A 22,770-nucleotide genomic window follows, 5' to 3' on the forward strand; every position below is an offset into this window, starting at 1 on the left:
CTGTTTTGATGCTCGGGTGCGGCTACTGTTGGGACGGTTTCTGATGCCGGAATACTAGCTTCCCACAGCGCGCGGCTTCGCGGGGACCGGCGTCGGCTGAATCGCGCATGCTGCCAGCCTCCGCGACCCCGGCCGAAACCGGGCGCTGCTGCTCCAAATCGCTGAGGGACAATCGGTGAACACTGACATGGCCGGGAAGTTCCACGGGTCCGGCTGACCCTTGGCGCCGGAGCAGCGCTTCCGCAGCTTGAAGGCGCCCGTATCCGGGTTGTTGACCCCCGACGGCGGCGGCAGCCTTGGCAATGACACGGAACCTGAGCGCTGCCGGCAGCTCACGTACAGCGTCCTCGGGAAGCCACGCATCGGGCCCTTCGCGCTGGACAAGTGAGAGATAGGTCTCTTTGGCCAGGTCTTCGAGGAAATCGGCGTCCTGCTGGAGGATGGCGGCGGTGCGGGCAAGCGACTCGGCAACCCCCGGACCCAGCTTTTCCTCCAGCACCGGCATGACTTCAACTCGGGTTCTGGAGCGCGCAAAAGCAGGATCTGCGTTACTGGGGTCGTGCCAGGGGGAAAGTTCCTCCACCTCGCAGATTTCCAGAGTCTCCTCGCGACGAAGCCCAAGGAAAGGCCGGAGGAGCCGGCCACGGGCGGGCCTCATCCCCGCCAAGGATCGAGTCCCTGAACCACGGGCCAGGCCCAGCAACACTTGCTCGGCTTGGTCGTCCAAGGTGTGGCCAAGAAGGATTGCATCACAGCTCAAGTCCTCAGCGGCAGACTCCAGCGCAGCATGACGGGCATCCCTCGCCGCGGCCTCGGGACCAAAGCCGGTGGCGGCGACGTCCACAGTGCGCACCTCCACCGGAGACAAGCCCAGCTCCCGCAGGACCTCGGCAGTCCGGGAGGCGACCTCAGCAGATCCCGGCTGCAACTGATGATCCACCACCACGGCGGCAACAGCCACCGGATGTCCATCAACATGGCCCCGCCGGCCGAAATAGGCGGCGATTGCCGCCAAAGCCAACGAATCCGGGCCGCCGCTGCAGGCTACGAGCACCCGCTGGGGGTAGCCTGCGGAAGCCAAGGCGTTCTGCAACTGCTTCCGTGCCTTGCCGACGACCGGCGCCAAACGGCCGGGCCGGCGTCGACCCTTGGCGGTAGACCCTGACACGGAACCAGCGGACCCGGCCACCCCAAAAGAGGAACCAGCGGACCCGCCAAGAGGACCGGAGGGAACGCTCAAAGCCCCATCCGCTCAAGCCACAGCTTGGAGTTGTGGATCTCTTCTTCGGTGGGCAGGTACGCGGCGGACGTCCACACCCGGTTGAAGCCTTCCATGCCTGCTACGGCAACCACTTCGCGGACGAACTTGGCGCCGTCGGTGTACTGGCGCATCTTGGCATCCAGGCCGAGGAGGTTGCGGATGAACTTTTCCACCACGCCGCGGTCCTTGCCACGGTCGTTAAAGCGTTGACGAATCGTCTTCACCGAGGGGACGATGCTCGAATCCACGGCATCCATCACCACGTTGGCGTGGCCTTCCAAAAGGCTCATGACCGCAGTGATGTGGGACAGGGACGCCTTTTCCTCGGGATCCTGCAGGATGTCAAGGATGGCGCCGCGGCCCGGAGCTTTCTCCGAGGGATTGCGGTCCCGCAGGGACTTTGCAACTGCTCCCGCCCGTTCAACCAGGGAATCCATGTTGCCCAGGAGGTTTCCGCTGAGCTTCTCGATTTCGTCCAGCATGTGGTGCCGGAGCCAGGGCGCGGCAGCAAACTGCACACGGTGCGTTTGCTCGTGCAGGCAGACCCAGAGCCGGAAGTCGTCAGGGTGGACGTTGAGTTCACGTTCCACGGAAATGATGTTCGGCGCCACCAGCAGGAGCCGGCCGCCCGGGGGAACGTTGGACTCGGGGGCCAGCGCAGCAAAGGGATCGTACTGACCCAACACCTTGCTGGAAAGGAAAGCCAGCACGGCGCCCAGCTGGGTGCCGGTGATGGCACCGCTTGCAGCAGCGGCAGCCGGGGTCATGGCCGGACCGTTGCGGCTCTCCAGCATTTTCTTCAGCGCCGGCTGGAGCATGACCGAAAAACTCTGCGTATTGGCTTTTGACCACGAGGCGCGGTCCACCACCAGGACGTGCGAGTCACGCAGGTCCCGGGCAGCTTCAAGACCGGTGATGTCATGGACGTGCGGGACGGAAATATCCGCGTTGAAGCGCAGGTTCTCCACCGCCTTGCCAATCTCTCCGGCGCTAAGCTCCGGACCGGGAGGGGCAAGCCGGGCAGCCGTAGAGGAAGCCAGGTCCCAGTTGATCAGGGACGGGGCCCCTGCTGACGATTCGCGGGCAGATGACACCATACGGACCATCACACCACACCAGACTGACAGCGGGCCGTTAAGTTCGCTCCGCGCGGAGCAGTCAGCCCCGGCAGCCGCAGGAGGCCAGCACCGAAGCCGAGCGGTCCATGGCCACCTTGTTGGCGGCAGTGCCGGGTTCAAGGTCGTTGCCGATGAAGGAGAACACCAACAAGCGCCCGTCCGCGTCCACCACGTATCCACTCAGGGCAATCACCGTATTAAGCGTCCCCGTCTTGGCGCGTACCAGCCCTGCGCCCTCGGCGGTGCCGTCGTCCACATACCTGTCATCCAGGGTGCCGGTAAGGCCCGCCACCGGGAAGCCCTCCAACGCAGTCCGGAGAGAAAGGTCCGGTCCGCTGGTAATGGCACGCACTACCTCCGCAAACTGCCGTGCACTGACCTGGTTTTCGAGGGCGAGACCGGAGACATCGGCCAACTGCATCGAATCCGTGGTAATTCCCAACTCCCCCAGCCGTTGCCGCACGGCCACCGTGGCGCCGTCGTACGTGGCTTTTTGACCGCTTGCAGAGGCGGTCATCCGCCCCAGCGCCTCGGCGAGGAAGTTGTCCGAGGACTCAAGCATGAGGTCCACTTGATCGCCCACCGTGGCCGATTCCGCCGCCGCCAGCACTTTGGCCGGAAGCCCTTTACCGCGTTCGACGCCGGGACTCACCGCAACGCCTGCAGCCGCCAATTGCTCGGCAAACACCTGGGCGGCGGTGATGGCGGAATCCTGGGGGCGCGGACCGGTCAGTACGTCCGGGGCGTAGCGGCCGGAGTTCAAAGCCAGGGAAAACAAAGGTGCTGTCTCGCCGGCGGCAACGTCGTCCAGGCTCCAGGCAGGGTTAAGGGGTGCGCCGGCGAAGAGTGAATCGTCCACGCGGACAGTAACCGGGCCCTTGACGCCCGCTGCAGCCAATGCGGCAGCAGTATCGGTAGCCAGCGACGCGAGACCGGCACGCCCAAGAACCGCAGACGGATCCGACGCGGAGGCACCCAGCAGCACATCCCCTCCCCCGGTCAACACCACGGTGGAAGGATCCTCGGCGGCGAGCACCCGGGTAGTGAAACGCGATTCAGGACCGAGAGCCTTCAGCGCAGCCACGGCAGTCAGCAACTTCATGGTGGAGGCCGGGATCCGGTTGGCGTTGGCATCGCGGTCAAAGAGCACCTTGCCCGTGGAAGCGTCCATCACCACGCCACTGATGTTGCCGCGACCGGCCGGTTTCAGCGTCGCATCAAGTTGCCGGGCAAGTTCTGCGGGCAGGGGAACGGGGGCGTCGGCGTTCAAGGGAAGCACACCGCTCGTGTCGCTCAGGTGGTCCGGCACCTGCTGCCAGGACGGAACGGAAGGGGACGGCTTGGGTGCGGTGAACAGTCCCGGCACCATGCCGGCCACCACCACGGCACCGAGGCACAGCAGGACTCCGGCCAACAGCACCGGCCATTTCAAGCGCCCCCACGCCGCGGATACCCAGCGGGCACCCCCGTTTTTAACGCCCATCATGAAAGCTGCTTGGTCCTGTCAGTCCTGAAATGTCCCCGCCGGTTCAAGAAACCCGGGCCTCTCGCTATATCCTCAATAGTAGTCGGCGGCACCGGCTGCCCTTTTGCCTGCCGCCAGCCCCGGGCTGAGCACCCTGCCTGAGGCACCGTCACCCGTGACGGCCGCTTCGGCGGAGCGACGCCCCACCCACACCCGTCAAGGAGCATTCCATGAAGCACGACGTGACCATCGAGATCCCCAAGGGATCGCGCGTCAAGTACGAAGTTGACCACGAAACCGGCCGTGTCCGCCTGGACCGCGTCCTGTTCACCTCCATGCAGTACCCCACGCACTACGGTTTCTTCGAGAACACCCTGGGCGAAGACGGCGACCCGCTGGACGCACTGGTGCTCCTGCAGGACTTCGACCTCCACCCGGGCGTCATTGTTGAATCCCGCCCCATCGGCGTCTTCAACATGACCGACGACGGCGGCGGAGACGCCAAGGTCCTCTGCGTCCCCGTTGACGCACGCTTCGACCACATCCAGGAAGTCAGCGACGTCAGCGAATTCCTGATCAAGGAAATCGAGCACTTCTTCACGCGCTACAAGGACCTGGAGCCCGGCAAGTGGGTCAAGGCCGAAGGTTGGGGCGACCGCGCCGCTGCCGAAGCCGAGCTGGAAGCTTCCATCAAGCGCTACGTTCCGGCAGCACACTAGTCCTCCCCCGACGGCGGCTGGTGCGGTTCCCTGCGAACCCCACCGGCCGCCGTCGTTCTTTAACGGTTTATCCGCATGGGCATGTCTCCCCATCGCGGCAGCCCGCGGGTCCGCCTAGGCTGGGACGAGACTTTTCGACTGCTGACACAGATGGCTTACACAGGGGGTTCTTATGGCTGGGTTCTACGGCGCGGACATCGGGCAGCTTCGCAGTCTGGCCGGCGTGATGGGCAAAGCTGCCGACGCCATCAGCCTGCAAAGCACGCAGTTGTCCAACGCCATCAATTCCACAACAGCGTGGCAGGGCAAGGACGCAACGGTGTTCAAGGGTGATTGGAACTCCCAGCACCGGCAGAGCCTGGTCAAGGCCGCCAACATGCTGCGCGAGAATGCCAGCCAGCTGAAAAAACACGCCAACCAGCAGGAGTTCGCCAGCCACAATGATGGCTCGGGCTCTTCAGTGGGTGTCCTCAAGGACGTCTACGACACCGCGATGGGTGTCAAGGGACTGGCTGCCCCGCTGTGGACGGCCTACAAGTACCTCAAGCTCGGCAACGCCGAGTGGGTAAAGACCCGCGAAGTCCTGACCAACTGGCGGGCAGGCGGGACTGTGGTCCGCGACGCCATGACCGCGCTGCGCAACGGTGAGAAGGTCACCGACGTCCTCACGGACCTCAAGGCCAACATCCCCTACAGCCAGGCGTTCCAGGATGCCAGCAAGTTCTCCAAGGGCCTCCGCGTGGCCGGGGCGCTGGCGGCACCGCTGAACATTGTGGGCGGCATCAGCGACATGATCAACCCGCAGCACGACGGCTGGCGCGGTACCGGCGACCGCATTGCCGGCGGCCTTTCGGTGGTGGGCGGTGTTGGAAGCATCATGCTCATGACGGCCGGCGGTGCAGCCTTGCTGGGGCCGATCGGCGCTCCCATTGTGATCGGCGCGGGAATCGTGGCCGGCGCATGGGCGTTGGGCAACCTCGTAGCTGACAACTGGGACTCCATCAGCAACTTTGCCCGCAACCCCGGCAGCTACATCGCCGACGGTGCAAAGGAGGTGGCGGGCTTCGTCAAGGACGCAGGCAGTAAGGTGGCAGACGGGGTCAGTGACGCCGCCAAGTCAGTCGGAAACTTTGTCGGAGGGATATTCGGATGACCACCAGCACCATGAAATGGACCCAGCGGGACATTGAGGCCGCAGCCAAAGTCCTTGCCTCGGCCAGCGCCGTCGGCGCGCCTTTGCCCACGTTGACCGATGAAGAAGTTGTGGCCTTGGACGGCGTTCAGCACGAACAGCTGGTTGCCCTTCCGTGGCTTTCTGCCCAGGATGCGAGCAAGGAACTGATGTGCGCCATCGCTTTGCGCGGCCTGCTCGCCAAGGAACTCGTGTACCCCGTGGTCTTCGAGGGCGAAACCGAGCCTTCGCGCCTGCACGCTACTGAAGAAATCACCGGCGCCCTCACCCTGCGCCGCAGTGGCAGCAGCGTGGTCTCCGTGGAAAGGACCGTCTCCACCGGCAAGCGCTGGCTCTACGGCTACCTTCATGATGAGGGCGTCCTGCTCGAGGAAGTGGACGAAAGCGGCCTGCACGGCTTCACCGTGGTTACCCGCGATCAACTGGTTCCCCGCCTGGCCGAATTCGTGGACCCCCAACAGGCGGCCGCCCGCGACACCGAAGCCACCCTCTACACCGAAGCGCAGTTCGAGGCACACGCGGCCACGGCACTGGCCGACACCCAGGCAGCCAGCAACGTGGTGGCCTTCAACTCCACCACCAACGAGTTCCCCACTGTCACTGTTTACACAGGCCCGTCCGGTGTTCACGTGCTGACCCCGCGGGTGGAAGGTTCGCCTGAATCCGGCCCGGGGGACACAGCATCCGTGGCGTTCGAGCTGCAGGAAACCTCCGCGGCATCGTTGGCCCGCGTCCTGGGCGGGCTGGCCGGACTGGCCTGACTGGCCTGACCTTCCGTACCCAAGCCGCACACCGCCGTCGAGCTGAAAGTCCCTCATGAGTACTTCGAAGTCCATCACCCTCACCGGCCTGCTTGACCCTGTCAACGGCCGCCCGGTTCGCCGCCACCCTGACACCGGCGCGTACTTCGTCAAGGCGTCCGGGGGTGCCCATTTCTGGGGCCGGGTGCTGGATGCCATGGTGTTCCTGGTTGGCTATGTGGTCCTCGCCGTGATCCTTGCAGTGGTCCGGGAATCCATGATGAACAGCGGCTCTGCGCTCGGGTACAACGACGGTTTGTGGCTGACCCTCTACGTGGTCCTGTGGTTTGTGGGGCTGTTCGTCTATGGCATGATCTGGGGATCCGTGGGCAGTGTGGGCGACGCTGCCGCCGGCATGCGCTCCGTGCGGATCAAGAACGGCACGACGGCGGGCGCCTGGTTGGGCGGTTGGCGGGCCATCTGCTGGTCTTTCTTTCCGTTCTTCGTGGTGATGCTCATTGCCTCCGCCATCAGCGGCGGCGGGGACGACACCTGGGATCCGAAGTTTGCGGCCATCGATCGGCGCTCCGGCATTGCCCAGGGGCAGGCGCCGGTTCCGGACCCCAAAGCGACAGCCGCCGATCAAGCCGCTGCGGCCGAACGGCAGAACTTGCCCAATCTCTATGGCCAGCGCCCGGATGCACGGCCGTAACTGGCTGGTTCGCCGTGTTGAGCGAAGGCTCGCCCCTGAGCTGGGCCGGCTCCGCTTTGTAGCGTCGTCGCGGCGCATCTACTGGAAAGTCCTCATCCCCTGCCTGGTGGTGGGGTTCCTTTTCGGGACCATCGCGGAGTTCGTCAGCCCGATCCGTTCCACCCGGGAAGCCGGGCACTTCAACGATCCCGCCTTCTTTGTGCTGACCTGCATCCTGACGGGTTTGGTCCTCTGGTCCATGACGCTCTTGGGCAGCTTCCGGAAGTTGTTGGTTTTTGACGGCGGGGTGGTCGCCAAATATTCGCAGAAACACACGCTCGTGGTGATCCCCTGGGACGACATCATGCCCGGGACTATCAAAGCCGTGACCACTGCCGACGGCACCAACCCCGATCGGCGCTTGGTGGCACGCAGGAAGATCTCCCTGGGCGCCGGAGGCCGGAATGCCGTAGTTTTCCGAGCCCTGGAAACATTCTGGGTCTTCGCCTCCAACCAGGATCCCGCCCCACTGGTCCTTGCCATCCACGGCGCCATGGAAGATGCCGGAACGCCCGGCGCCGCACGGGCAGCGGCAGGTGCGCTGCCCGCCGTCGTACTGACCGGGCGAACGGCACTCGACTGACCGGCTTTTCCTTAACAAAGGGCAAATCCGGCCCTTGCAGACCCGCTACCAGCCGGTAGCATGTGATCCACTATGTTCACTCTCACCATCAACCAACGCGACAGCCGCCGCGACGGCGACCTCGTGCCGCAGCTGCTCAAGGACCTGCGGCACATTCCTGCGCGGCTCGACTTTGACCGCTCGGTTGAGGATGAGGTGCAGGGCATCGTAGATTCCAGCCACCAAGCGGTGGAAACTGCGTTGATCGCACTGCGGACGGGGCAGTGGTACGTGGGAATCGGCGTGGGACCCATCAATGAGCCGCTGCCCAACCTGGTCAAGGATGCCTCAGGGCATGGCCTGGTGTACGCCCGCCGGGCCGTGGACCGGCTGCGTAACGGCAAAGAGCGGGTCCCGGTTGCTGTGGATGGACCGTTTGGCGCACTGGCTTCGGAGGCGGAGGCGGTGTTGCGTCTCCTGGGACACATTGTTCAGCACCGCAGTGCAGCGGAATGGCGGGTGCTGGACTTGCTCACACCGGGAGTCCGGGGCCAGCAAAGGGCTGTGGCACAGGAACTTGGCATCACCACTCAGGCCGTCAGCAAGGCGTTGGCCCGCGCACAATGGGCCGAGGAGCACGCAGCCCGCCCGGCTGCCGCGCGCCTGCTGCAGCTCATCCTCGAAGTGCGCTGACCCGACCCCACTCAGGCTTAACCAACTGAGTCGCAGTTAACGCCGTTTTGAGGGTTTCAAACGGCGTCTTCTGCGACTCAGTTGGGTCAGCGTGGGAGTTTACTGGTTGCTGACGTTGTCCTTGGCCGTGTGTGCGCGGTCCTGAACATCGGCCGCGGCCGCCTGGCCTTCATCCTTGACGTTGGCTGCGGCATCCGTGGCGCTGTCCTTGACGTTCTGCATTGCATCCTGAGCGGGCTCGCGCAGGTGCTCGGCAACTTCCTGGGCAGCGTGGCTGAGCTCATCAGTGAGCGGCTGGGCCGCTTCCTTCAGGGCCTGGGCAGCCTCGCGCTCCTTGTCCGACGGCGGAATCAGGGCCGAGACCAACAAGCCTGCGCCGAAAGCGATCAGGCCGGCCGCGATGGGGCTGCCCTGGGCTTTACGGGTGATGGCCTGCGGTGCGTCGCCGATGTCCGACACTACGCCGGAAACAGCATCCTGTGCATGGTGGGCTGCATTTCCGGCCCTGTCATGCACGTCGTCACGGGCGCCGAAGACGGCCGTCTTGATCTTGTCCACCCGGCGGTTGACGATGTGCGAAGGCGTGACCTTGTCAGCCACGGCATCCACGTTGGTGCTCAGCCGCCGGCGGGTTTCTTCAATATCGGCGCGCAGGGCGTCGGGGTTCTGCGTCATCGTGTCTCCTCAGTGTTTGGTTTCAAAGCGGGAGGTATTTCCTTGACCGTCTCAGCGGTCCGGGGCATGCCCTTGATCGTGTTCAGCTCCTTGCGGCCCCTGGCCGCCAGGACAGCCGCGACGATTCCCCAGATGACCGCAACAACCAAGGCGGACCATCCCAGGCCAATGAGCTGGCCCAGCGCCCACCACAGGGCGATGGACAGAAACAGCACGGTAAGGTGGCCGGCATACGCTGCACCGCCCAGCATCCCCGCGCCCTTGCCGGCTTTGGTGGCGGAATCCTTGATCTCCGCTTTGGCCAGCTCCACTTCCTGGCGCATCAACGTTGAAACGTCACGCGTCAGGTCGCTCAGCAGCTCACCAAGGGGAAGGTTTTCCGCCTTCTCATGGGCTGTTGTGTGAGGCAGGTCGGCGGGACTGCTCATCGGGGACCTCCGTACTGGGGGTCATCCGGATCAAGCGGGTTCTCAGGATCAATTGCGCCAGCAAGCGGATCCCCTTGTGCCTTGACTCCACCGGCGGTTGTCTCCGGATACGGGAGCGTGGAACCGTCGTAACCGCCGGTGGTTCCGGCGTCGTATCCCGTTGCCGCCCCGCCGGTTGCTGCCCCGGTGGTGGTGGCCGAGCCGTAGCCGGCCGTGGTGGTGGTGGGTCCAGGAAGGTCCACTGCCGGCGGAGTCACTGCGCCGCCCTGCGTTGGGTAGTAGACGGCACGGGGCGCCTGCTCGGTGGTGGGGCTGCCGGTTCCACCAGCGGAGCCACCCATGGGCGAGTTATCGGCCATGCCCCGGCCGAGACGGCCGGCAAGGACACCGGCTCCGGCGGCCAGCAGCAGGAAGGCTCCTGGCTTGCGGCGCGCGAAACCCTTGACTTCGTCCAGCAGTGAGCCGGGATCCCGGCCCTCCAACCACTGGGCGATGGAGGAAGAACGCTGGGCTGCCTGCTGGACCAGGTCCGTGGCGACGCCACCGTTTTGGCTTGAATTGGCCATGGAGGACAGTTCGTCGGAGATGGAACGCAAGCCTTCGGCGACGCGCTGCTGCTGGACCTGGGCCTGGTCTGTCAGTTCACCCTTGGTCTGTGTGAGCAGTTGGCGTGCGTTCACCTTGACTTCGTGGGCTACGTTGCCGGCCTCGGACTTGGCGGTGTCAACCACGCCACCGGCAGCGTCCGACACTGCCCCAGCCACTCCCGCAGCTTCCTCCTTGGCGGTATCTACCTTGCCGGAATGGGCAGAACCGGTTCCTGAACCAGTGGGGGTTCCGCCGATGCCGGTGGTTCCTGCAGTTTGCGTCTCAACGTCCGAGTCGAGGTAGCTTCCGGAAAATGGCTCGGTCCCTGAGTGGGCTCCGGTCCGTGGCGCCGCGAAGCTTCCGTCCTGCGGCGATTGGCTCTCAGTCATTGTCGCTCTCTTTCCACAGTTGGCAGGCTGCGGACAGCAGCCGGGATAGTAAGTATCGTTACTATCAATGGGTGTGTACCCGCTTACTCCGGTTCTAATCACCACAATTTTCAAAAGATGGCGTGCCCCACTTTCAGTACTTTCCGCTCGACACGGGAGGACATACCTGTCAACGTAGGTCCAATGAGCCAACTGCCCGCGAGGCGACGGCTGATTCCCGCGCTTCGAAAAACCGTCACCCGCCACCGACTCCTGTTTGCCGCCAAAACTGCGGTGGCGGCAGGACTGGCTTGGTACCTTGCACCCTTCATGCCCGGCCCCGCAGCCGCCTACCCGTACTACGCGCCGCTCGGCGCCTTGGTGAGCATGCACCCCACCGTGGCCGACTCCGCCAAGCACGGGCTCCAAAGCCTGGTGGGCCTGGTGTTAGGCATCGGCATGGCGTTCGCCATCACCACCGTTGCCGCACCAACTGCGCTGGCGGTTGCCGTGGTGGTGGGGCTTGGCGTACTCATCGGCGGGCTTCCCAGGCTGGGCACTGCCTCCGAATGGATCCCCATGGCAGCGTTGTTCGTGCTGGTATTGGGTGACTCCAACGCCGAAGGATTCTCTTTCGCCTACGTCCTCCAAATGGCCTTGGGCGTCACCGTTGGATTTGCTGTGAACTGGTTGATCTTCCCGCCCCTGCACCTGGACGACATCGACCCCGCCATCGCCGGACATCAAGGCGCGTTGTCCCGCCAGCTCAAGGACATGGCCCGGGCCATGGAAGAGTCCTGGCCGCCCAACCATGAGGCGTGGGCCAGCCGCAGCGACGAACTTTCGCTGACAGCGGCCGGCGTAAGGACTGCGGTGCATCAAGCTGAACTGAGCGCCAAAGCGAACCCCAGGTCCCGGCGTCGTGCCACCCGCCTTCCCGCCGACCTTGCAGGACTGAAAACCCTTGAACGGCTCACTTTCCATGTCCAGGACATCACCGACGTCCTGGCCAGCGCCATCTGGGAGGAGGGTGCCGGGACGATCATCCCGGATGCGGTGGTGGCCCCGCTCGCGGACGCCCTGGAATCGGTGGCGGGCGTGGTGGATCATTGGCGGGACGCCGAGAACGGGGAACTTGCCAACCGATTGGCGCGGGCGAAGGACAGCATCAGCTCCCTCAGCGACGCAGTGGCAGAAGCGGCTGCTGACCAGTCGCCGGTCAATGCCCCGGCCTCGGTGGCCATGAGCCTGCGCCGGATCCTCACCGTGGTGTTGTCCTCCGAGTAAGGTCTACCGCGGCTTCAACGGCGGGGAGGCCTCCCGTCCCTTCCCGGCGCCAATCCCCTCCAGCATTTCCGCCAACGCCTCCAGCGAGGAATGCTTGGGCGACCAGCCCAGCAGCGCGTGCGCCTTGGCCGTGTCCATGATGGGGGCGTTGGCCGCCATGTCCACCCATCCGCCGTCGGTTACCTGCAGCCGGAGTCGCCAACTGACCTCGACGACGGCGCGCAGCACCTTGAGCGGGAACGGCATCAGCCGCCGGGCGTTGAGAATCCACGCCATGGCGTTGGGGTCGATGACCGGCTCGGCCGCAATGTTGAAAGCACCCTCGGCCTTGCGTTCCACCACCCGCCAGTAGGCATCTGCGACGTCAGCTGTGTGGGCGGCCTGGAACACCAGCTCCTTGGGAATGGCCAGGAACGGCAGCCAAGGCTTGCGCGGAACCAGCCGCGGCAGAACCTGGCCCAGGAAGTAGCGGCCAACCTCGCTCCCGCCCCCGGCGCTGAACATCAGCGCCGGGCGAAGCCGCGACACCACAATGTCCGGGTTCTCTTTGGCGAAACCGTCCAGGAGCCTTTCCTGTGCCGCCTTGTCCACGCTGTAGTGCGAGCTTCGAATGCCGCTGGTAGGCCAATCTTCAGTGGTCCGCTGGTCTTTCGGGGCCGGCGAGTAAGCCCCCACGGAGGACGCGCACACGACGTGGCGCACCCCGGCTTTGCGCGCAGCGGCCAGCACGTGGGATGTTCCGGCCACATTGGTCCGGCGCAGCATCTCCCGATTGTGGTTGGGCTGGATGAGCCACGCCAGATGGACCACCGCGTCTGCGCCCGCCAAAGCTGCTTCCAGCGCGGGTTGGTCCTCGGGGGCGCTGATGTCCAGGGTGTGCCACTCCACGCCGTGGTACGGGGCGGCCTCCGGATCAGGTTGCCGCCGGACGACGCCCACCAGTTCCAGCTCCGCGCCTTCCTCGGACCGTGCCTTGTGGAGCCGTTTGAGCAGTTCCGTGCCGCCGTGTCCTGTGGCACCGATGATGGCAATACGCATGGCTGCTTCCTCAGGTCTGCGGGGTTTCGCCCGTGGAACGGATGCGTTCCAGGACCGCTGTGGTGGAATGTTCCGGCACGTAATCGAGGATGGTCACGGTGCCGCCATACCGTTCCACCGCCGCGGTTTCCTGCAGCATTTCCGGCGTGTAGTCGCCGCCTTTGGCGTAGACATCGGGCTGCAGGAGATCTATGAGCGGTATGGGAGTAGGGGTGTCGAACACAGTGACATGGTCCACGCAGCTCAGTGCGGCGATGACTGCCGCGCGGTCGGCCTCGTGGTTGACCGGACGGTCCGGGCCTTTGAGCTTCCGCACGGAAGAATCGCTGTTCAGCGCCACCACCAACACATCGCCCAGCTGCTTGGCCTGATTGAGGTAGCGGGTATGGCCACGATGAAGGACGTCGAAACACCCGTTGGTCAGGACAATCCGCCTGCCTTCCCGTCGGTGTTCTTCCACCTGCCGCGCCAGCTCGGCGTCGGTCAGTGCCGTATCCGCGAACCCTTTGAGGTGCTTCGCCAACTCCTCAGTGGTGCAGACGGAGGTACCCGGACGGTGCACCACAACATCGGCCGCCGCCTGGGCCAGATCCACACTGGTGGTGAGCGGCAAACCGGCAGCCCGGGCAATGGTCAACGCCGCCACAAACGTATCGCCGGCCCCTGAAGCCTGCTTCTCCGCCTGCGGCCGAGCCCACGTCCGGTGGGTTGCCGGTTTATGGGCGCTGTTGGGGCGGAGCGTCATGGTCCCCTCCCGGTCCAAAGTCACGACGACGGCGGCCGCGCCTGAGGCGCGCAGAATCTGGTCCGCGTGGGTTTCCACGAAGGGGCACCTGGCAGCGCCACCCGGCAACTCGGTCCCCAGCAACCTGCCCGCTTCCTGCGCATTGGGAGTTGCCAAGTCCGGCTGGAGGCCTGCCCAACGTCCTGGATAGTGGGCGTCCACTACCACCAAGGTGTCCTGACGTGCCTTGGCCGGGCCGGCTTCCACGGAGTCCGGGCCGTCGCTCCCAGGGCCCAGGTTCGCGAAAACAGCATCCCTCACAGCACCTTCCAGGGCGCCGGCTCCGTAATCGCACAAAACCACGGCTGCGGAGCCGGGCAGTGCTTCGGGGATGGCTGCTGCCATCTGCAGGAGCCCATCGGCAGGGACCTCTTCCGCGGCGTCGTCCAGGCGCAGCATCACCTGCCCGCCGCTGCTCACGCGGAACTTGGTGGTGGTGGTCATGCCTGCATGGGATACGACGTGGGATACGTCCACCCCCGCCGAGGTGAGCTCCTCAAGGAGGGTGCGGCCTCCGGAGTCCTGCCCTACCAGCGAAACAAAGCGAACCCGGGCCCCCATCGCGGCAAGGTTCATCGCAGTATTGGCGGCACCTCCCGGGGCAAAGTCGCGGCGCTGGACTTGAACCACCGGGGCCGGCGCTTCCCGGCAAAACCGTTCAATGGTTCCATCCCACCAGCCGTCCAGGATGGAATCGCCGATGACTGTCACTACGGGGCGTACCTCGGCCAAGCGGCCCGGCAACCAGTCAGCCAAGCCTTCCTGATGGGTCAGGGCTTCATGCTGGGTCAGGGCTTCACGATTCAAGCCTTCGGGATCCAGGCCCTCGCGACGGGCCGGGTCTTCATGCTGGGCCCGGCTTTCCTGGTTGTCCGGGCCCTCTTGATTGGATAGGTGTGCCATGGGGTACCTTCCGTTTGGGCTTACAGTTTCCTGTTCCCCTCAGGTACCCCGCGGCACGGTCTTCACACGCCGGGCCCGGGAGTTTCCGCACGGAAGCACTACGGCCACGGGAGCTACGGAAGAACCGGCCCGCAGCACGGTGGCGAAAGGAATGATCCATGGAAAATCCGCTGACGAATCCGAACCCGGGAATTGGCCCCGTGCTTGAAAAGTTCAGTGACGTCAGGCGGATCGCGGTCCTGAGGGGCGGCGGACTGGGCGACCTGATCTACACCTACCCCGCCCTGCATGCGCTGAAAAGCGCGTACCCCGAAGCCGCCATCACGCTTCTTGGGACCCCCATCCATGCGGCGGTTGCCGCTGCCACGGAAGGTCCGGTTGACGACGTCGAGATGTTGCCCGTGGCGCGCGGCGTCCACGACGGTCCGCGCAACGGCGAGCGCTTTGAGGATGATGCCGAGGATGTGGCAGCGCAGGAGTCGTTCTTCGAGGCGATGCAGGCCAGGACGTTCGATGTCGCGTTCCAGATGCATGGCGGGGGCCGCTTCTCGAATCCGTTCCTGCTTCGCTTGGGCGCCCGGCACACTGTGGGCACACGGACCAGGGACGCGGAGCCTTTGGAACGGAACCTTGACTACATCTACTACCAGAACGAACCGGACCGCTGGTTGGAAGTCGCTGGCCTGGCCGGAGCTCCCACCATCATTTCCCCTCCCCTGCTTCCCCGGCCGGAGCACCAGCAGAACATTGCGGGGCTAAGGGACCCGCGGCGGAGCTCGCTGGTGGTGGTCCACCCGGGTGCCACTGATCCGCGGAGGCGATGGCCGGCGTCGAACTTTGCCGGGGCTGCGGCAGGATTGGCGCTGGAGGGAGCCCAAGTATTGATCGTGGGCGACCGGTCTGAGAAGGCCTTGGCGCAGGAAGTGGCGGAATTGGCTGTCCGCCAGTTGCCGGCAGCAGAGCAGAACGCCGTGCGCTCGGTGGCCGGAGAGCTGGACATCGGAGACCTGGCTGCCCTCCTGGCCGATGCAACAGTGATGCTCGCCAGCGACAGCGGACCCCGGCACCTCGCCCAAGCAATGGGAACGCCCACGGTGGGCATCTTCTGGGTGGGGAACGTGTTCAACGCCGGACCCCGCGGCCGGAGCATGCACCGCATCCATATGTCCTGGGTGACCCGGTGCCCGCGCTGCGGGGCAGACGTCACCCAGGTTGGCTGGACGGCACCGCACTGCGGCCACGACGACACCGTGGTGAGCGGCATCGCCGTGGCCGACGTTGTTCAGGACGTGCTGGACCTTACGGCCACGAGCCTTCTTCTGCGGGGCAAATAAGGAGTTCACGGACTTCGCTGCCGAACGGCTGCGAGAGCGCAAACACCACGGCCTGCGCCACGTTGGCGGGGTCGTTGAGCTTGGAATCGTCCTGCGGCTTGTATTGCTCGTCCCGGTCGTCGAAGAAGTGGGTCTTCATGCCGCCCGGGATGATGGTGGTCACGCCGATGACGCCGCCGGTTTCCGCCGCAAGTGCGCGGCTGAAGCCGATCACGCCGAATTTTGAGGCGCAGTACGCCGTGGCATCCGGCAGTGCCCGGAGACCGAGCGTGGAGGCAATGGTGATGGCCCGTCCCCGGGATTCCTTGAGGTAGGGCAGTGCCGCCCGGACCACGGAGACCGTGCCAAGGAGGTTCACTCCGATGACCTTTTCCCATTCTTCCGCCGGGACGTCACCCAGCTTGCCGCAGCGATCGATGCCCGCAGCGGTCACCACCCCGTCCAGGCCGCCAAGGGTTTCGGCGGCCTCTTTGACGGCAGCTTCAACGGCTTCACGATTGGAGACATCCACTTCCAGAGCTTTGGCACCGGCGACGTTGCTGACGTCACGGTCGAAAACGAAGGGTGTGCCGCCGGCGTCGCGGATGGCTTCCACGATCGCAGCGCCAAGGCCGGAGCCGCCTCCAGTGACAATAACGCGGCCGGGTGTTTGCGTGTTCATGCGGTTCCTCTCGGTTGATCGGTGCTTGTTTTCAGCTGACCTTGGCCAATGCTGCAGCCAGGCCGCTGGTGGAGCGTGCCGGGTGGAAGGGCACGGTGACGCAGCGCCCTCCCCAACCCGCCACCAGGCGGGCTTCCGGCAATTCTTCGGGGGTGTAGTCGCCACCCTTGACCCAGATGTCGGGTTGTATTTCGGTGAGGCAGGCTTCGGGAGTGTCCTCGCCGAAGACCACCACGGCGTCCACGCATTCGAGTGCCAGCAGCAATTCCGCGCGATCCTCCACGCTGACGATCGGCCGGTGTACGCCCTTGAGCCGCCTGACCGATTCGTCGGAATTCAGGCACACGATGAGGCAATCACCCATGCTGCGCGCGGCAGCCAACGTCCTGGCGTGGCCGGCGTGGAGGAGGTCGAAGCAACCGCCGGTTGCCACCACCGTGCCTCCCCTGCTCCGGACGGCCTGCGCCAGGTGGACGCCTTCGGGGCGAAGGTCGCCGGGGTCAACGAGTTCCAGGCCCTTGAGCTCGACGACGGGGCTGTGTTCGACGACGGGGCTCGCCTCAGCCGCGGGGCTCGCCTCAGCCGCTTCGGTCACCACCGCCAGCGCGGCCGCTCCACCGGCAGCGAGGAAGGCTGATGCGTCCTCCACCGCTTTGGCGGCCGCCTGCGCGAGGTCCAACCCACGCCCAAGGTGCACGGCAAGGCTTCCAGCCAGTCGGTCGCCGGCTCCGCAGGGATCACTGACGTTGGTTTTGGGTGCGGGAATGCCCTGGGACGCTGCACCGGCTGAGAGCAGCAGCGCCCCGTCTTCGCCCCTCGTGACCAGAACTGCACCGCTTCCCCACTTCTCGAGCAGGTAACGGCCGGCTTCTTCGGCACCTGTGCGGGACGGTTCCAACCCATCGGCCTTCGCGGAGGCCAGCGCCTCGGCAAGGTTGGGCGTCACGACGGCGACCCCCTCCACGGGCACGGAACCGGCAGGATGCGGATCCCACACCACCGGGACGCGCCGGGCCGCGCTGGCCAGCGCAGCGCGGATGTCGGTGTTGGCGGTGATTCCCCGTCCGTAGTCAGCCACAACAATGGTGTCCGCCGCTGCAATCGCAGCGAGCATCTCCCCGGTACTGGCCGGGACAGGAGCCGGGGCGCATCCTTCATCGAACCGGACCATCGGGTGCGTCCCGATCCGCACACGGGTTTTGGTGGGCGTCGGGGCAAGCGGGGCTCCGGCCAGCACCGACACACCGGCCAATGCGCGCCGCAGGTGGCTGGCGCCGTCGTCGTCCGATACCGCGGTGACCAGCGCGACGTCGTGACCGTCCTGCGCGAGCACGGTGGCTACCAGTCCGGCACCTCCTGCACGACGCCGGATATCGGCGACGTCCACAACCGGCACCGGCGCGTCGGGGCTGAGCCGTGTGGCGGCCCCGTTGATATCGACGTCCAGAAGCACATCACCTACCACCGTGATCCTCATGGCTGACCCCCTCCGGAGGAAGCTGCGCCGTATGATCCCGCCCGCCTGGCGACCTCGGCATCGAAGGCCCGGCACACTGCGTGGATGGCGATGAGGTGGCCTTCCTGGGCGTTCGCGGAGATGGCGTCAACGGTGATGGCTTGATCGCAGGCGTCGGCCAGCGGATTGGGGCCGGCGCCGGTGAGTGCCCACGTGGTGATGCCGCGTTCCTTGGCTGCACGGGCGGCCTTGAGCAGGTTGGGGCTGCGGCCGCTGGTGGACAGAAGAATGAGGACGTCACCTGAACGTCCGTGTGCCCTGACTTGGCGGGCGAAGACTTCCTCATAGCCGTAGTCGTTGGAGAGTGCGGTGACGGCTGAGGATTCTGCGTGGAGCGAGATAGCGGAGAACGGTGCGCGTTCCTCGTCGAACCTCCCCACCAGCTCGGCCGTGAAGTGCTGCGCCTCGGCCGCTGAACCGCCGTTGCCCGCTGCCAGCAGGCGTTGCCCGGACAGCAGCCGCTTGGCCAGTTCGGTGCCCCACTCAGATAAACGGCCCGACTGCGAGCGCAGTGAATCCAGCGCCGGAAGGACGTTGTCCAGGTGTTTGGTGACCTCGTCGGTGTGGGTTGTGTCGGTGAAGTTGGGAGCCCACCGGCTGGGCACGGTGTCCGGAACAGTGGTAGAGGCGGGGGTCTTGGTGGTGGTTTGGATGTTCACAGTGCCGTTGATGTTCACAGTGCCGTTCCTTCCAATGGTTCCAAGCGTTCGGGCTGCCGGGACAACCCGGCGGCCAGGACGGATCGGTAGGCTTTCTCGGTGTCTGCTGCGATCCGTTCCCAGGAGTAGCGGGAGCGGGCCCGACGCGCACCGGCGCGGCCCATGTCGGCCCGGAGTTCCGGGTCTCCCAGCAGCTTCCCGAGTGCCTCGGCGAGCGCTTCGGGATCACGCGGCGGGACGTGCAGCCCTGTCTTCTGGTCAACCACCGTCTCGCGAAGCCCGCCAACGGCTGCGGCCACTACAGGGACACCGCATGCCATGGCCTCAAGGGGCACGATGCCGAACGGCTCATACCAAGGCGTGCACACCACAGCATCTGCGCTGCGGAAGATACCCGGCATCGCGTCCCTGGGGACCTGCCCCCGCATGGTCACTTTGTCCTCGACGCCGAGTTCCTTTGCCATGGCCCTGAGTCGCTGCGCTTCGGGATCCTCCTCGAGGTTGAGGGCATCGCCGGAACCGCCAACGATCAAGAGCTCGACGTCGTTGAAGCCCGCCTCCGCCAGAAGCGGCAGGGCCTGGATGATCAGGTCCACGCCCTTTCGTTGCACGAGGCGTCCCACGCTCAGGATCCGATGCGTGCGTGTCCTGGGCTCGGCGTCGGACGTTCCCGGAAACAGCGTGAGGTCCACGCCGCAGGGCGCAATGGAGATTTTGGACCGGCTGATGCCCAGGGCCTTGAGTTCAAAGACCTCGTCCGGGCAGGTGGCGATGACCCAATCGGCAGTGCGGCCCACCCACGGCTCCAGCCATTCCCTGGCGGGCGGGCTGGTGTCCGCAGCGCCCTGGTGCCTGCGTTTTACGGATCCGAGCGCATGGAATGTCTGCACCACGGGAACAGGATCAGCCGCGCCTGCCCGCCGGGACGCCTGGATGGCAGCGAGGCCGGACATCCAGAAATGTGCGTGCACCACGTCCGGGAGCTCGTCCGCCCAGTCCGCGCAGATGCCGTCCGCCAGCTCTCCCATGTACGGCAGGAGATCGTCTTTGGGGATGCGGCGGGCCGGACCGGCATCCACGTGAACCACTGTGAGCCCCGCACCCACGTTCACCCGCACTGGTAGCTCAGGGTCATCACGCCGCGTGTACACCGTGACTTGATGGCCGCGATCTGCCAACGCAGATGAAAGCGCTGCCACATGGACGTTCTGCCCTCCGGCGTCAACGCCTCCCAGGGCGGCCAGCGGACTGGCGTGTTCGGAGACCATGGAGATTTTCATGGGTGCGTCCTCTCTGTGTGGTGGCGGGCGTCAGGGTCATGGCGGGCGTCAGTGTCATGGCTGGGGTCAGTGTCATGGCTGGTGAAAGCTGAACCGGATTGCGGACGGCTTCCCCGGCGCGTGCCCTTGGGGAGTTCGGCCAGGAGTTCGTCCCAGGCCCTCAGAAACTTGTTCAGCCCGTAGCGCTGCAGTGCGGACTCGCGGGCGATCATGCCCATGGCGTAGGCGTCGTCGGGATCATCCAGCAGCCGCCGGGCGAACTTCTGGAGGTCGTCGACGTCGTTGGAGACCAAGCCTGCACCGTGCGGAATGGCGCGGCCGGCCTCGGTGGTGGCCAACGCCAGGACGGGCATGCCAAGGTGCATGGCTTCGAGCAAGGCCAACCCCAGCGAGGTCCAGCGGAGCGGGTGGAGGTACAGGCGGCAGTGGGCCAGTTCGTGGTGGAGTTTCGGGGCGGGGACGTCACCGGCGATCCGGAGCCGTTCCTCGCTGAGCCCGAACCCTTTGAGGTTCAGTGCTTCCGGCAACGCCTCCGTACCCATGCCGAAAACCCGCAATGGCCCAACACCGGCAAAGCCCGGGAGCAGGTCCGTTCCTGTGACGCGGCCACGGCGGACAGGTTCGTTGACCACCACTCCCATTTCTTCCCGTTCACCGGTGTACAGGTGTCCCGGGTCCGGAATGCCGTGCTCTATCACCGTGGTGGTTGCCGTGCCGGTATCCCAGAAGAGCTGGTTGAAATGGGTCACGTGAACCACCGGAATGGTGCTCTGGTCTGCCAGCGGGTGGAGCGTGAAAGGGACGTCGCCTTTGGGAGTGTTGTGTTCGAGGTACACCGCGGGGAGGTCAATTCCCGGGCGGCGGCCGAGTGTCCGTGCCACCGCTGCGATCTCCTCGGGCCGCTGCAGGACCACGGCGTCAACGCTCGCAGGGTCCAACGTGTCCAGGTCCACTTCCCGGGCGGCGGCAGGCCAGTCACGGCCGCCCCGCCCCAAACCCCATGCGCCGCCGTCGGACGATTTCGGAAGCAAGTACTCATGCTGGCCGCGAACAAATGCCTCCATCCATCCGCCGTGGACGTGCCACACCAGGATCCTCATGGTTTCCAAACCTTTCGTCGAGTGGACAGGGAGGAGACGCCTCCCAGGAGCCTTTCAACAGCCTCGACAACCTGCTCCGGGGTTACCGAGCTCAGACAGGGGTGCCCGGGGACGGGACATACCCGGGCACGGGTGTTCTTGCAGGCCGCTTCCTGGTCTCCCAGGAGTTCCAGCGGGACGCCGTAGGGCGCCCACCGGATGGCAGGAACCACCGGGGCGAACAGGCAAACCACCGGCGTGCCCACCGCGGCCGCCAGGTGGGCGGGGCCGGTGTTGCCGGTCACCACGACGGCGGCTCCGGCCAGTACCGCTGCCAGCGTCCGGAGGTTGGTTCCTCCGCCGAGGTTCCTGGCGGATGGGCCGGCCACCGTTGCCGTGAGTGATGTTTCCCCGGGGCCGCCTGTGACCACCACCCGGTGTCCGTATGCTTCAAGCAGCTCCACGGTTGCCGCGTGGTGGAGCGCGGGCCAGGCCCTGGCAGGGGCGGCTGCTCCCGGGTGGACCACGATGTACGGTCCTTCATCAGCCAGCTCGTCGGCCACCCCTTCAGGGTCCGGGCCGGAAGTGATGCGCAGCTTGCCGTCGTCACCGTTCGGCAGCACGTAGCCGCCGGCCTCTGCAATGGTGAGCGCCCGCACCACTTCAGGCTGATCTTCCGGGAAGTCTTCGCCCGGTTTGAGCCGGACGTCCAGGAGCGAGCCGGCGTAGTCCGTTGACGCTCCAGTGATCTTTTTGACGCCGGCCAGGCGCAGGAGCATGGCCAGCGGAAGCGGCGACTGGTGGAAGGACGTCAGAATGACCGCTTCCTGAATCCGGGAGCTGCGGACGAATTCAATCAGGCCGCTGGTCATTTCTTCGGTGACCGGAGGTGCGGGGTTCACAATCCATGGGCATGCCCACGTGTGCACTTGGGTCACTCCGGGCAGCATTTCCGCGGCGCTGGCACCCTCCGGGCCGCAGAGCAGGACCACATCGTTGGGTCGGCTGCCGTCGGGCCTGCTTCCGTTGGCGACGGCGCGCAGGGCGGGACCCGAAAGGAGTACATCGCCCATGCTGTCCAAGCGGGCTACCAGGACGCGGCTCATACAGGGGCGTCCTGTTCTTCCAGCGCTCCGGAAAGTATGAGCTCCACAGCTTGCCCCAGGTTCTCCGCAACAAAGCCTGCGGCCTCGATTTCCTCCTGCCGGGTCACTGTGGTGGGCACCAGGACGGCCCTCGCACCCGCCGCTGCTGCCGCCTCCATGTCGGCACCGATGTCGCCAATGAACGCGGCTTCCTCCGGGGCGATCCCCAACGTGCTGCACGCTTCCAGGATCATGCCGGGAGCGGGTTTGCGGCAGCCGCAGCCGTCCGCGGGTCCATGCGGGCAGATTTCCCACAGGTCAAAAGGACCCAGCAGCTGCTCTACGCGCTGGTTCACTGCCATGACCTGGTCCAGCGTCAACAGCCCACGCGCCACGCCCGACTGGTTGGTCACCACACCGGTGGCCAGTCCCGCCCGACGTACTTTCTCGAGGGCGGGCAGGGCACCGTCCATGGGCCGCACCAGCTGCGGATCGCCGTTGTATGGCACGTCAACAACGAGTGTTCCATCGCGGTCAAACAGGACCGCCTTCAACGTTCCGGTTCCTCCCATACCCGCAACGTT

Annotated in this window: 23 protein-coding genes; 8 read left to right on the plus strand and 15 right to left on the minus strand. The window is 65.6% G+C overall.

Annotated features, from left to right (window positions below):
- Window positions 1-22: 22 nt before the first annotated feature.
- The 3 genes from tilS to dacB form a co-directional block, all read right to left on the minus strand.
- Window positions 23-1,093: a tRNA lysidine(34) synthetase TilS gene (tilS, locus tag M1D51_RS21200; RefSeq protein ID WP_458109628.1), complete on the minus strand. Its 1,071-nt coding sequence runs from the start codon at window positions 1,091-1,093 to the stop codon at window positions 23-25.
- 143 nt (window positions 1,094-1,236) lie between these two features.
- Window positions 1,237-2,358: a zinc-dependent metalloprotease gene (locus tag M1D51_RS21205; RefSeq protein ID WP_458107930.1), complete on the minus strand. Its 1,122-nt coding sequence runs from the start codon at window positions 2,356-2,358 to the stop codon at window positions 1,237-1,239.
- Window positions 2,359-2,419: 61 nt separating this feature from the next.
- Complete coding sequence (gene dacB, locus M1D51_RS21210; protein ID WP_458109629.1) at window positions 2,420-3,862, minus strand: D-alanyl-D-alanine carboxypeptidase/D-alanyl-D-alanine endopeptidase; 1,443 nt, start codon at window positions 3,860-3,862, stop codon at window positions 2,420-2,422.
- Between the two features lie 212 nt (window positions 3,863-4,074).
- On the opposite strand from dacB, the gene M1D51_RS21215 reads away from it, so the two are divergent.
- From M1D51_RS21215 to M1D51_RS21240, 6 genes are all read left to right on the plus strand, one after another.
- Complete coding sequence (locus tag M1D51_RS21215; RefSeq protein ID WP_024818962.1) at window positions 4,075-4,563, plus strand: inorganic diphosphatase; 489 nt, start codon at window positions 4,075-4,077, stop codon at window positions 4,561-4,563.
- Between the two features lie 172 nt (window positions 4,564-4,735).
- Entirely contained in the window at window positions 4,736-5,716 is a 981-nt protein-coding gene (locus M1D51_RS21220) for a hypothetical protein (protein ID WP_458107931.1), read from the plus strand.
- Window positions 5,713-6,516 carry a hypothetical protein gene (locus M1D51_RS21225; RefSeq protein WP_458107932.1) on the plus strand — a complete coding sequence of 268 codons (804 nt, stop codon included), beginning with the start codon at window positions 5,713-5,715 and terminating at the stop codon, window positions 6,514-6,516. Before M1D51_RS21220 ends, M1D51_RS21225 begins: the two co-directional genes overlap by 4 nt.
- A 55-nt stretch (window positions 6,517-6,571) precedes the next feature.
- Complete coding sequence (locus M1D51_RS21230) at window positions 6,572-7,207, plus strand: hypothetical protein (RefSeq protein ID WP_458107933.1); 636 nt, start codon at window positions 6,572-6,574, stop codon at window positions 7,205-7,207.
- Window positions 7,179-7,829, plus strand: a complete 651-nt coding sequence (locus M1D51_RS21235) for a hypothetical protein (RefSeq protein WP_458107934.1) — start codon at window positions 7,179-7,181, stop codon at window positions 7,827-7,829. The genes M1D51_RS21230 and M1D51_RS21235 overlap by 29 nt, the downstream gene beginning before the upstream one ends.
- Window positions 7,830-7,901: 72 nt before the next feature.
- On the plus strand, window positions 7,902-8,501 hold the full coding sequence (locus M1D51_RS21240; protein ID WP_172326326.1) for a hypothetical protein: 600 nt from the start codon (window positions 7,902-7,904) through the stop codon (window positions 8,499-8,501).
- 99 nt (window positions 8,502-8,600) lie between these two features.
- Here the strand turns inward: M1D51_RS21240 and M1D51_RS21245 are convergent, their stop codons facing one another.
- The 3 genes from M1D51_RS21245 to M1D51_RS21255 are packed head-to-tail and all read right to left on the minus strand — an operon-like array spanning window position 8,601 to window position 10,581.
- Entirely contained in the window at window positions 8,601-9,176 is a 576-nt protein-coding gene (locus tag M1D51_RS21245) for a DUF3618 domain-containing protein (protein ID WP_458107935.1), read from the minus strand.
- On the minus strand, window positions 9,173-9,604 hold the full coding sequence (locus tag M1D51_RS21250; protein ID WP_172326493.1) for a phage holin family protein: 432 nt from the start codon (window positions 9,602-9,604) through the stop codon (window positions 9,173-9,175). The genes M1D51_RS21245 and M1D51_RS21250 overlap by 4 nt, the downstream gene beginning before the upstream one ends.
- Entirely contained in the window at window positions 9,601-10,581 is a 981-nt protein-coding gene (locus M1D51_RS21255) for a hypothetical protein (RefSeq protein WP_458107936.1), read from the minus strand. The genes M1D51_RS21250 and M1D51_RS21255 overlap by 4 nt, the downstream gene beginning before the upstream one ends.
- Window positions 10,582-10,764: 183 nt before the next feature.
- Between M1D51_RS21255 and M1D51_RS21260 the strand changes: the two genes are divergently transcribed.
- Window positions 10,765-11,847 (plus strand): FUSC family protein, encoded by a 1,083-nt coding sequence (locus tag M1D51_RS21260; protein ID WP_458107937.1) that lies wholly within the window; start codon window positions 10,765-10,767, stop codon window positions 11,845-11,847.
- Window positions 11,848-11,850: 3 nt separating this feature from the next.
- On the opposite strand, the gene M1D51_RS21265 is transcribed toward M1D51_RS21260, so the two are convergent.
- Both M1D51_RS21265 and rfaE2 read right to left on the minus strand, forming a co-directional pair.
- The gene (locus tag M1D51_RS21265; RefSeq protein ID WP_458107938.1) at window positions 11,851-12,885 is read right to left on the minus strand and encodes an NAD-dependent epimerase/dehydratase family protein; all 1,035 of its coding nucleotides are present in this window, start codon (window positions 12,883-12,885) and stop codon (window positions 11,851-11,853) included.
- A 10-nt stretch (window positions 12,886-12,895) separates the two neighbouring features.
- Window positions 12,896-14,572: a D-glycero-beta-D-manno-heptose 1-phosphate adenylyltransferase gene (gene rfaE2 / locus M1D51_RS21270; RefSeq protein WP_458107939.1), complete on the minus strand. Its 1,677-nt coding sequence runs from the start codon at window positions 14,570-14,572 to the stop codon at window positions 12,896-12,898.
- Window positions 14,573-14,730: 158 nt separating this feature from the next.
- On the opposite strand from rfaE2, the gene M1D51_RS21275 reads away from it, so the two are divergent.
- Window positions 14,731-15,906 carry a glycosyltransferase family 9 protein gene (locus M1D51_RS21275; RefSeq protein ID WP_458107940.1) on the plus strand — a complete coding sequence of 392 codons (1,176 nt, stop codon included), beginning with the start codon at window positions 14,731-14,733 and terminating at the stop codon, window positions 15,904-15,906.
- Here M1D51_RS21275 and M1D51_RS21280 read toward each other — a convergent pair.
- The 7 genes from M1D51_RS21280 to M1D51_RS21310 form a co-directional block, all read right to left on the minus strand.
- A complete protein-coding gene (locus M1D51_RS21280; protein ID WP_172322711.1) occupies window positions 15,872-16,567 on the minus strand; it encodes an SDR family oxidoreductase in 696 nt (231 codons plus the stop codon). The genes M1D51_RS21275 and M1D51_RS21280 overlap by 35 nt on opposite strands.
- Before the next feature lie 31 nt (window positions 16,568-16,598).
- Window positions 16,599-18,044, minus strand: coding sequence for a PfkB family carbohydrate kinase (locus M1D51_RS21285; RefSeq protein ID WP_458107941.1), 1,446 nt, complete (start codon window positions 18,042-18,044; stop codon window positions 16,599-16,601).
- Window positions 18,041-18,688, minus strand: coding sequence for a D-sedoheptulose-7-phosphate isomerase (locus M1D51_RS21290; RefSeq protein WP_458109630.1), 648 nt, complete (start codon window positions 18,686-18,688; stop codon window positions 18,041-18,043). Before M1D51_RS21290 ends, M1D51_RS21285 begins: the two co-directional genes overlap by 4 nt.
- Before the next feature lie 68 nt (window positions 18,689-18,756).
- Window positions 18,757-20,022 carry a glycosyltransferase gene (locus M1D51_RS21295; RefSeq protein WP_458107942.1) on the minus strand — a complete coding sequence of 422 codons (1,266 nt, stop codon included), beginning with the start codon at window positions 20,020-20,022 and terminating at the stop codon, window positions 18,757-18,759.
- Window positions 20,019-21,122, minus strand: a complete 1,104-nt coding sequence (locus M1D51_RS21300; RefSeq protein ID WP_458107943.1) for a glycosyltransferase — start codon at window positions 21,120-21,122, stop codon at window positions 20,019-20,021. The genes M1D51_RS21295 and M1D51_RS21300 overlap by 4 nt, the downstream gene beginning before the upstream one ends.
- Window positions 21,119-22,207: a glycosyltransferase family 9 protein gene (locus M1D51_RS21305; protein WP_458107944.1), complete on the minus strand. Its 1,089-nt coding sequence runs from the start codon at window positions 22,205-22,207 to the stop codon at window positions 21,119-21,121. The genes M1D51_RS21300 and M1D51_RS21305 overlap by 4 nt, the downstream gene beginning before the upstream one ends.
- Entirely contained in the window at window positions 22,204-22,758 is a 555-nt protein-coding gene (locus M1D51_RS21310; protein ID WP_458107945.1) for a D-glycero-alpha-D-manno-heptose-1,7-bisphosphate 7-phosphatase, read from the minus strand. Before M1D51_RS21310 ends, M1D51_RS21305 begins: the two co-directional genes overlap by 4 nt.
- Between the last annotated feature and the right edge of the window lie 12 nt (window positions 22,759-22,770).

It is taken from the genome of Arthrobacter sp. R3-55 (assembly GCF_054161505.1).

Excerpts from the sequence above, each read along its gene's own strand:
- M1D51_RS21205 (WP_458107930.1), bottom strand. The coding sequence starts at position 2,358 with ATGGTGTCATCTGCCCGCGAATCGTCAGCAGGGGCCCCGTCCCTGATC.
- dacB (WP_458109629.1), bottom strand. The coding sequence starts at position 3,862 with ATGGGCGTTAAAAACGGGGGTGCCCGCTGGGTATCCGCGGCGTGGGGG.
- M1D51_RS21215 (WP_024818962.1), top strand. The coding sequence starts at position 4,075 with ATGAAGCACGACGTGACCATCGAGATCCCCAAGGGATCGCGCGTCAAG.
- M1D51_RS21220 (WP_458107931.1), top strand. The coding sequence starts at position 4,736 with ATGGCTGGGTTCTACGGCGCGGACATCGGGCAGCTTCGCAGTCTGGCC.
- M1D51_RS21225 (WP_458107932.1), top strand. The coding sequence starts at position 5,713 with ATGACCACCAGCACCATGAAATGGACCCAGCGGGACATTGAGGCCGCA.
- M1D51_RS21230 (WP_458107933.1), top strand. The coding sequence starts at position 6,572 with ATGAGTACTTCGAAGTCCATCACCCTCACCGGCCTGCTTGACCCTGTC.
- M1D51_RS21235 (WP_458107934.1), top strand. The coding sequence starts at position 7,179 with ATGGCCAGCGCCCGGATGCACGGCCGTAACTGGCTGGTTCGCCGTGTT.
- M1D51_RS21240 (WP_172326326.1), top strand. The coding sequence starts at position 7,902 with ATGTTCACTCTCACCATCAACCAACGCGACAGCCGCCGCGACGGCGAC.
- M1D51_RS21245 (WP_458107935.1), bottom strand. The coding sequence starts at position 9,176 with ATGACGCAGAACCCCGACGCCCTGCGCGCCGATATTGAAGAAACCCGC.
- M1D51_RS21250 (WP_172326493.1), bottom strand. The coding sequence starts at position 9,604 with ATGAGCAGTCCCGCCGACCTGCCTCACACAACAGCCCATGAGAAGGCG.
- M1D51_RS21255 (WP_458107936.1), bottom strand. The coding sequence starts at position 10,581 with ATGACTGAGAGCCAATCGCCGCAGGACGGAAGCTTCGCGGCGCCACGG.
- M1D51_RS21260 (WP_458107937.1), top strand. The coding sequence starts at position 10,765 with ATGAGCCAACTGCCCGCGAGGCGACGGCTGATTCCCGCGCTTCGAAAA.
- M1D51_RS21265 (WP_458107938.1), bottom strand. The coding sequence starts at position 12,885 with ATGCGTATTGCCATCATCGGTGCCACAGGACACGGCGGCACGGAACTG.
- rfaE2 (WP_458107939.1), bottom strand. The coding sequence starts at position 14,572 with ATGGCACACCTATCCAATCAAGAGGGCCCGGACAACCAGGAAAGCCGG.
- M1D51_RS21275 (WP_458107940.1), top strand. The coding sequence starts at position 14,731 with ATGGAAAATCCGCTGACGAATCCGAACCCGGGAATTGGCCCCGTGCTT.
- M1D51_RS21280 (WP_172322711.1), bottom strand. The coding sequence starts at position 16,567 with ATGAACACGCAAACACCCGGCCGCGTTATTGTCACTGGAGGCGGCTCC.
- M1D51_RS21285 (WP_458107941.1), bottom strand. The coding sequence starts at position 18,044 with ATGAGGATCACGGTGGTAGGTGATGTGCTTCTGGACGTCGATATCAAC.
- M1D51_RS21295 (WP_458107942.1), bottom strand. The coding sequence starts at position 20,022 with ATGAAAATCTCCATGGTCTCCGAACACGCCAGTCCGCTGGCCGCCCTG.
- M1D51_RS21300 (WP_458107943.1), bottom strand. The coding sequence starts at position 21,122 with ATGAGGATCCTGGTGTGGCACGTCCACGGCGGATGGATGGAGGCATTT.
- M1D51_RS21305 (WP_458107944.1), bottom strand. The coding sequence starts at position 22,207 with ATGAGCCGCGTCCTGGTAGCCCGCTTGGACAGCATGGGCGATGTACTC.
- M1D51_RS21310 (WP_458107945.1), bottom strand. The coding sequence starts at position 22,758 with ATGGGAGGAACCGGAACGTTGAAGGCGGTCCTGTTTGACCGCGATGGA.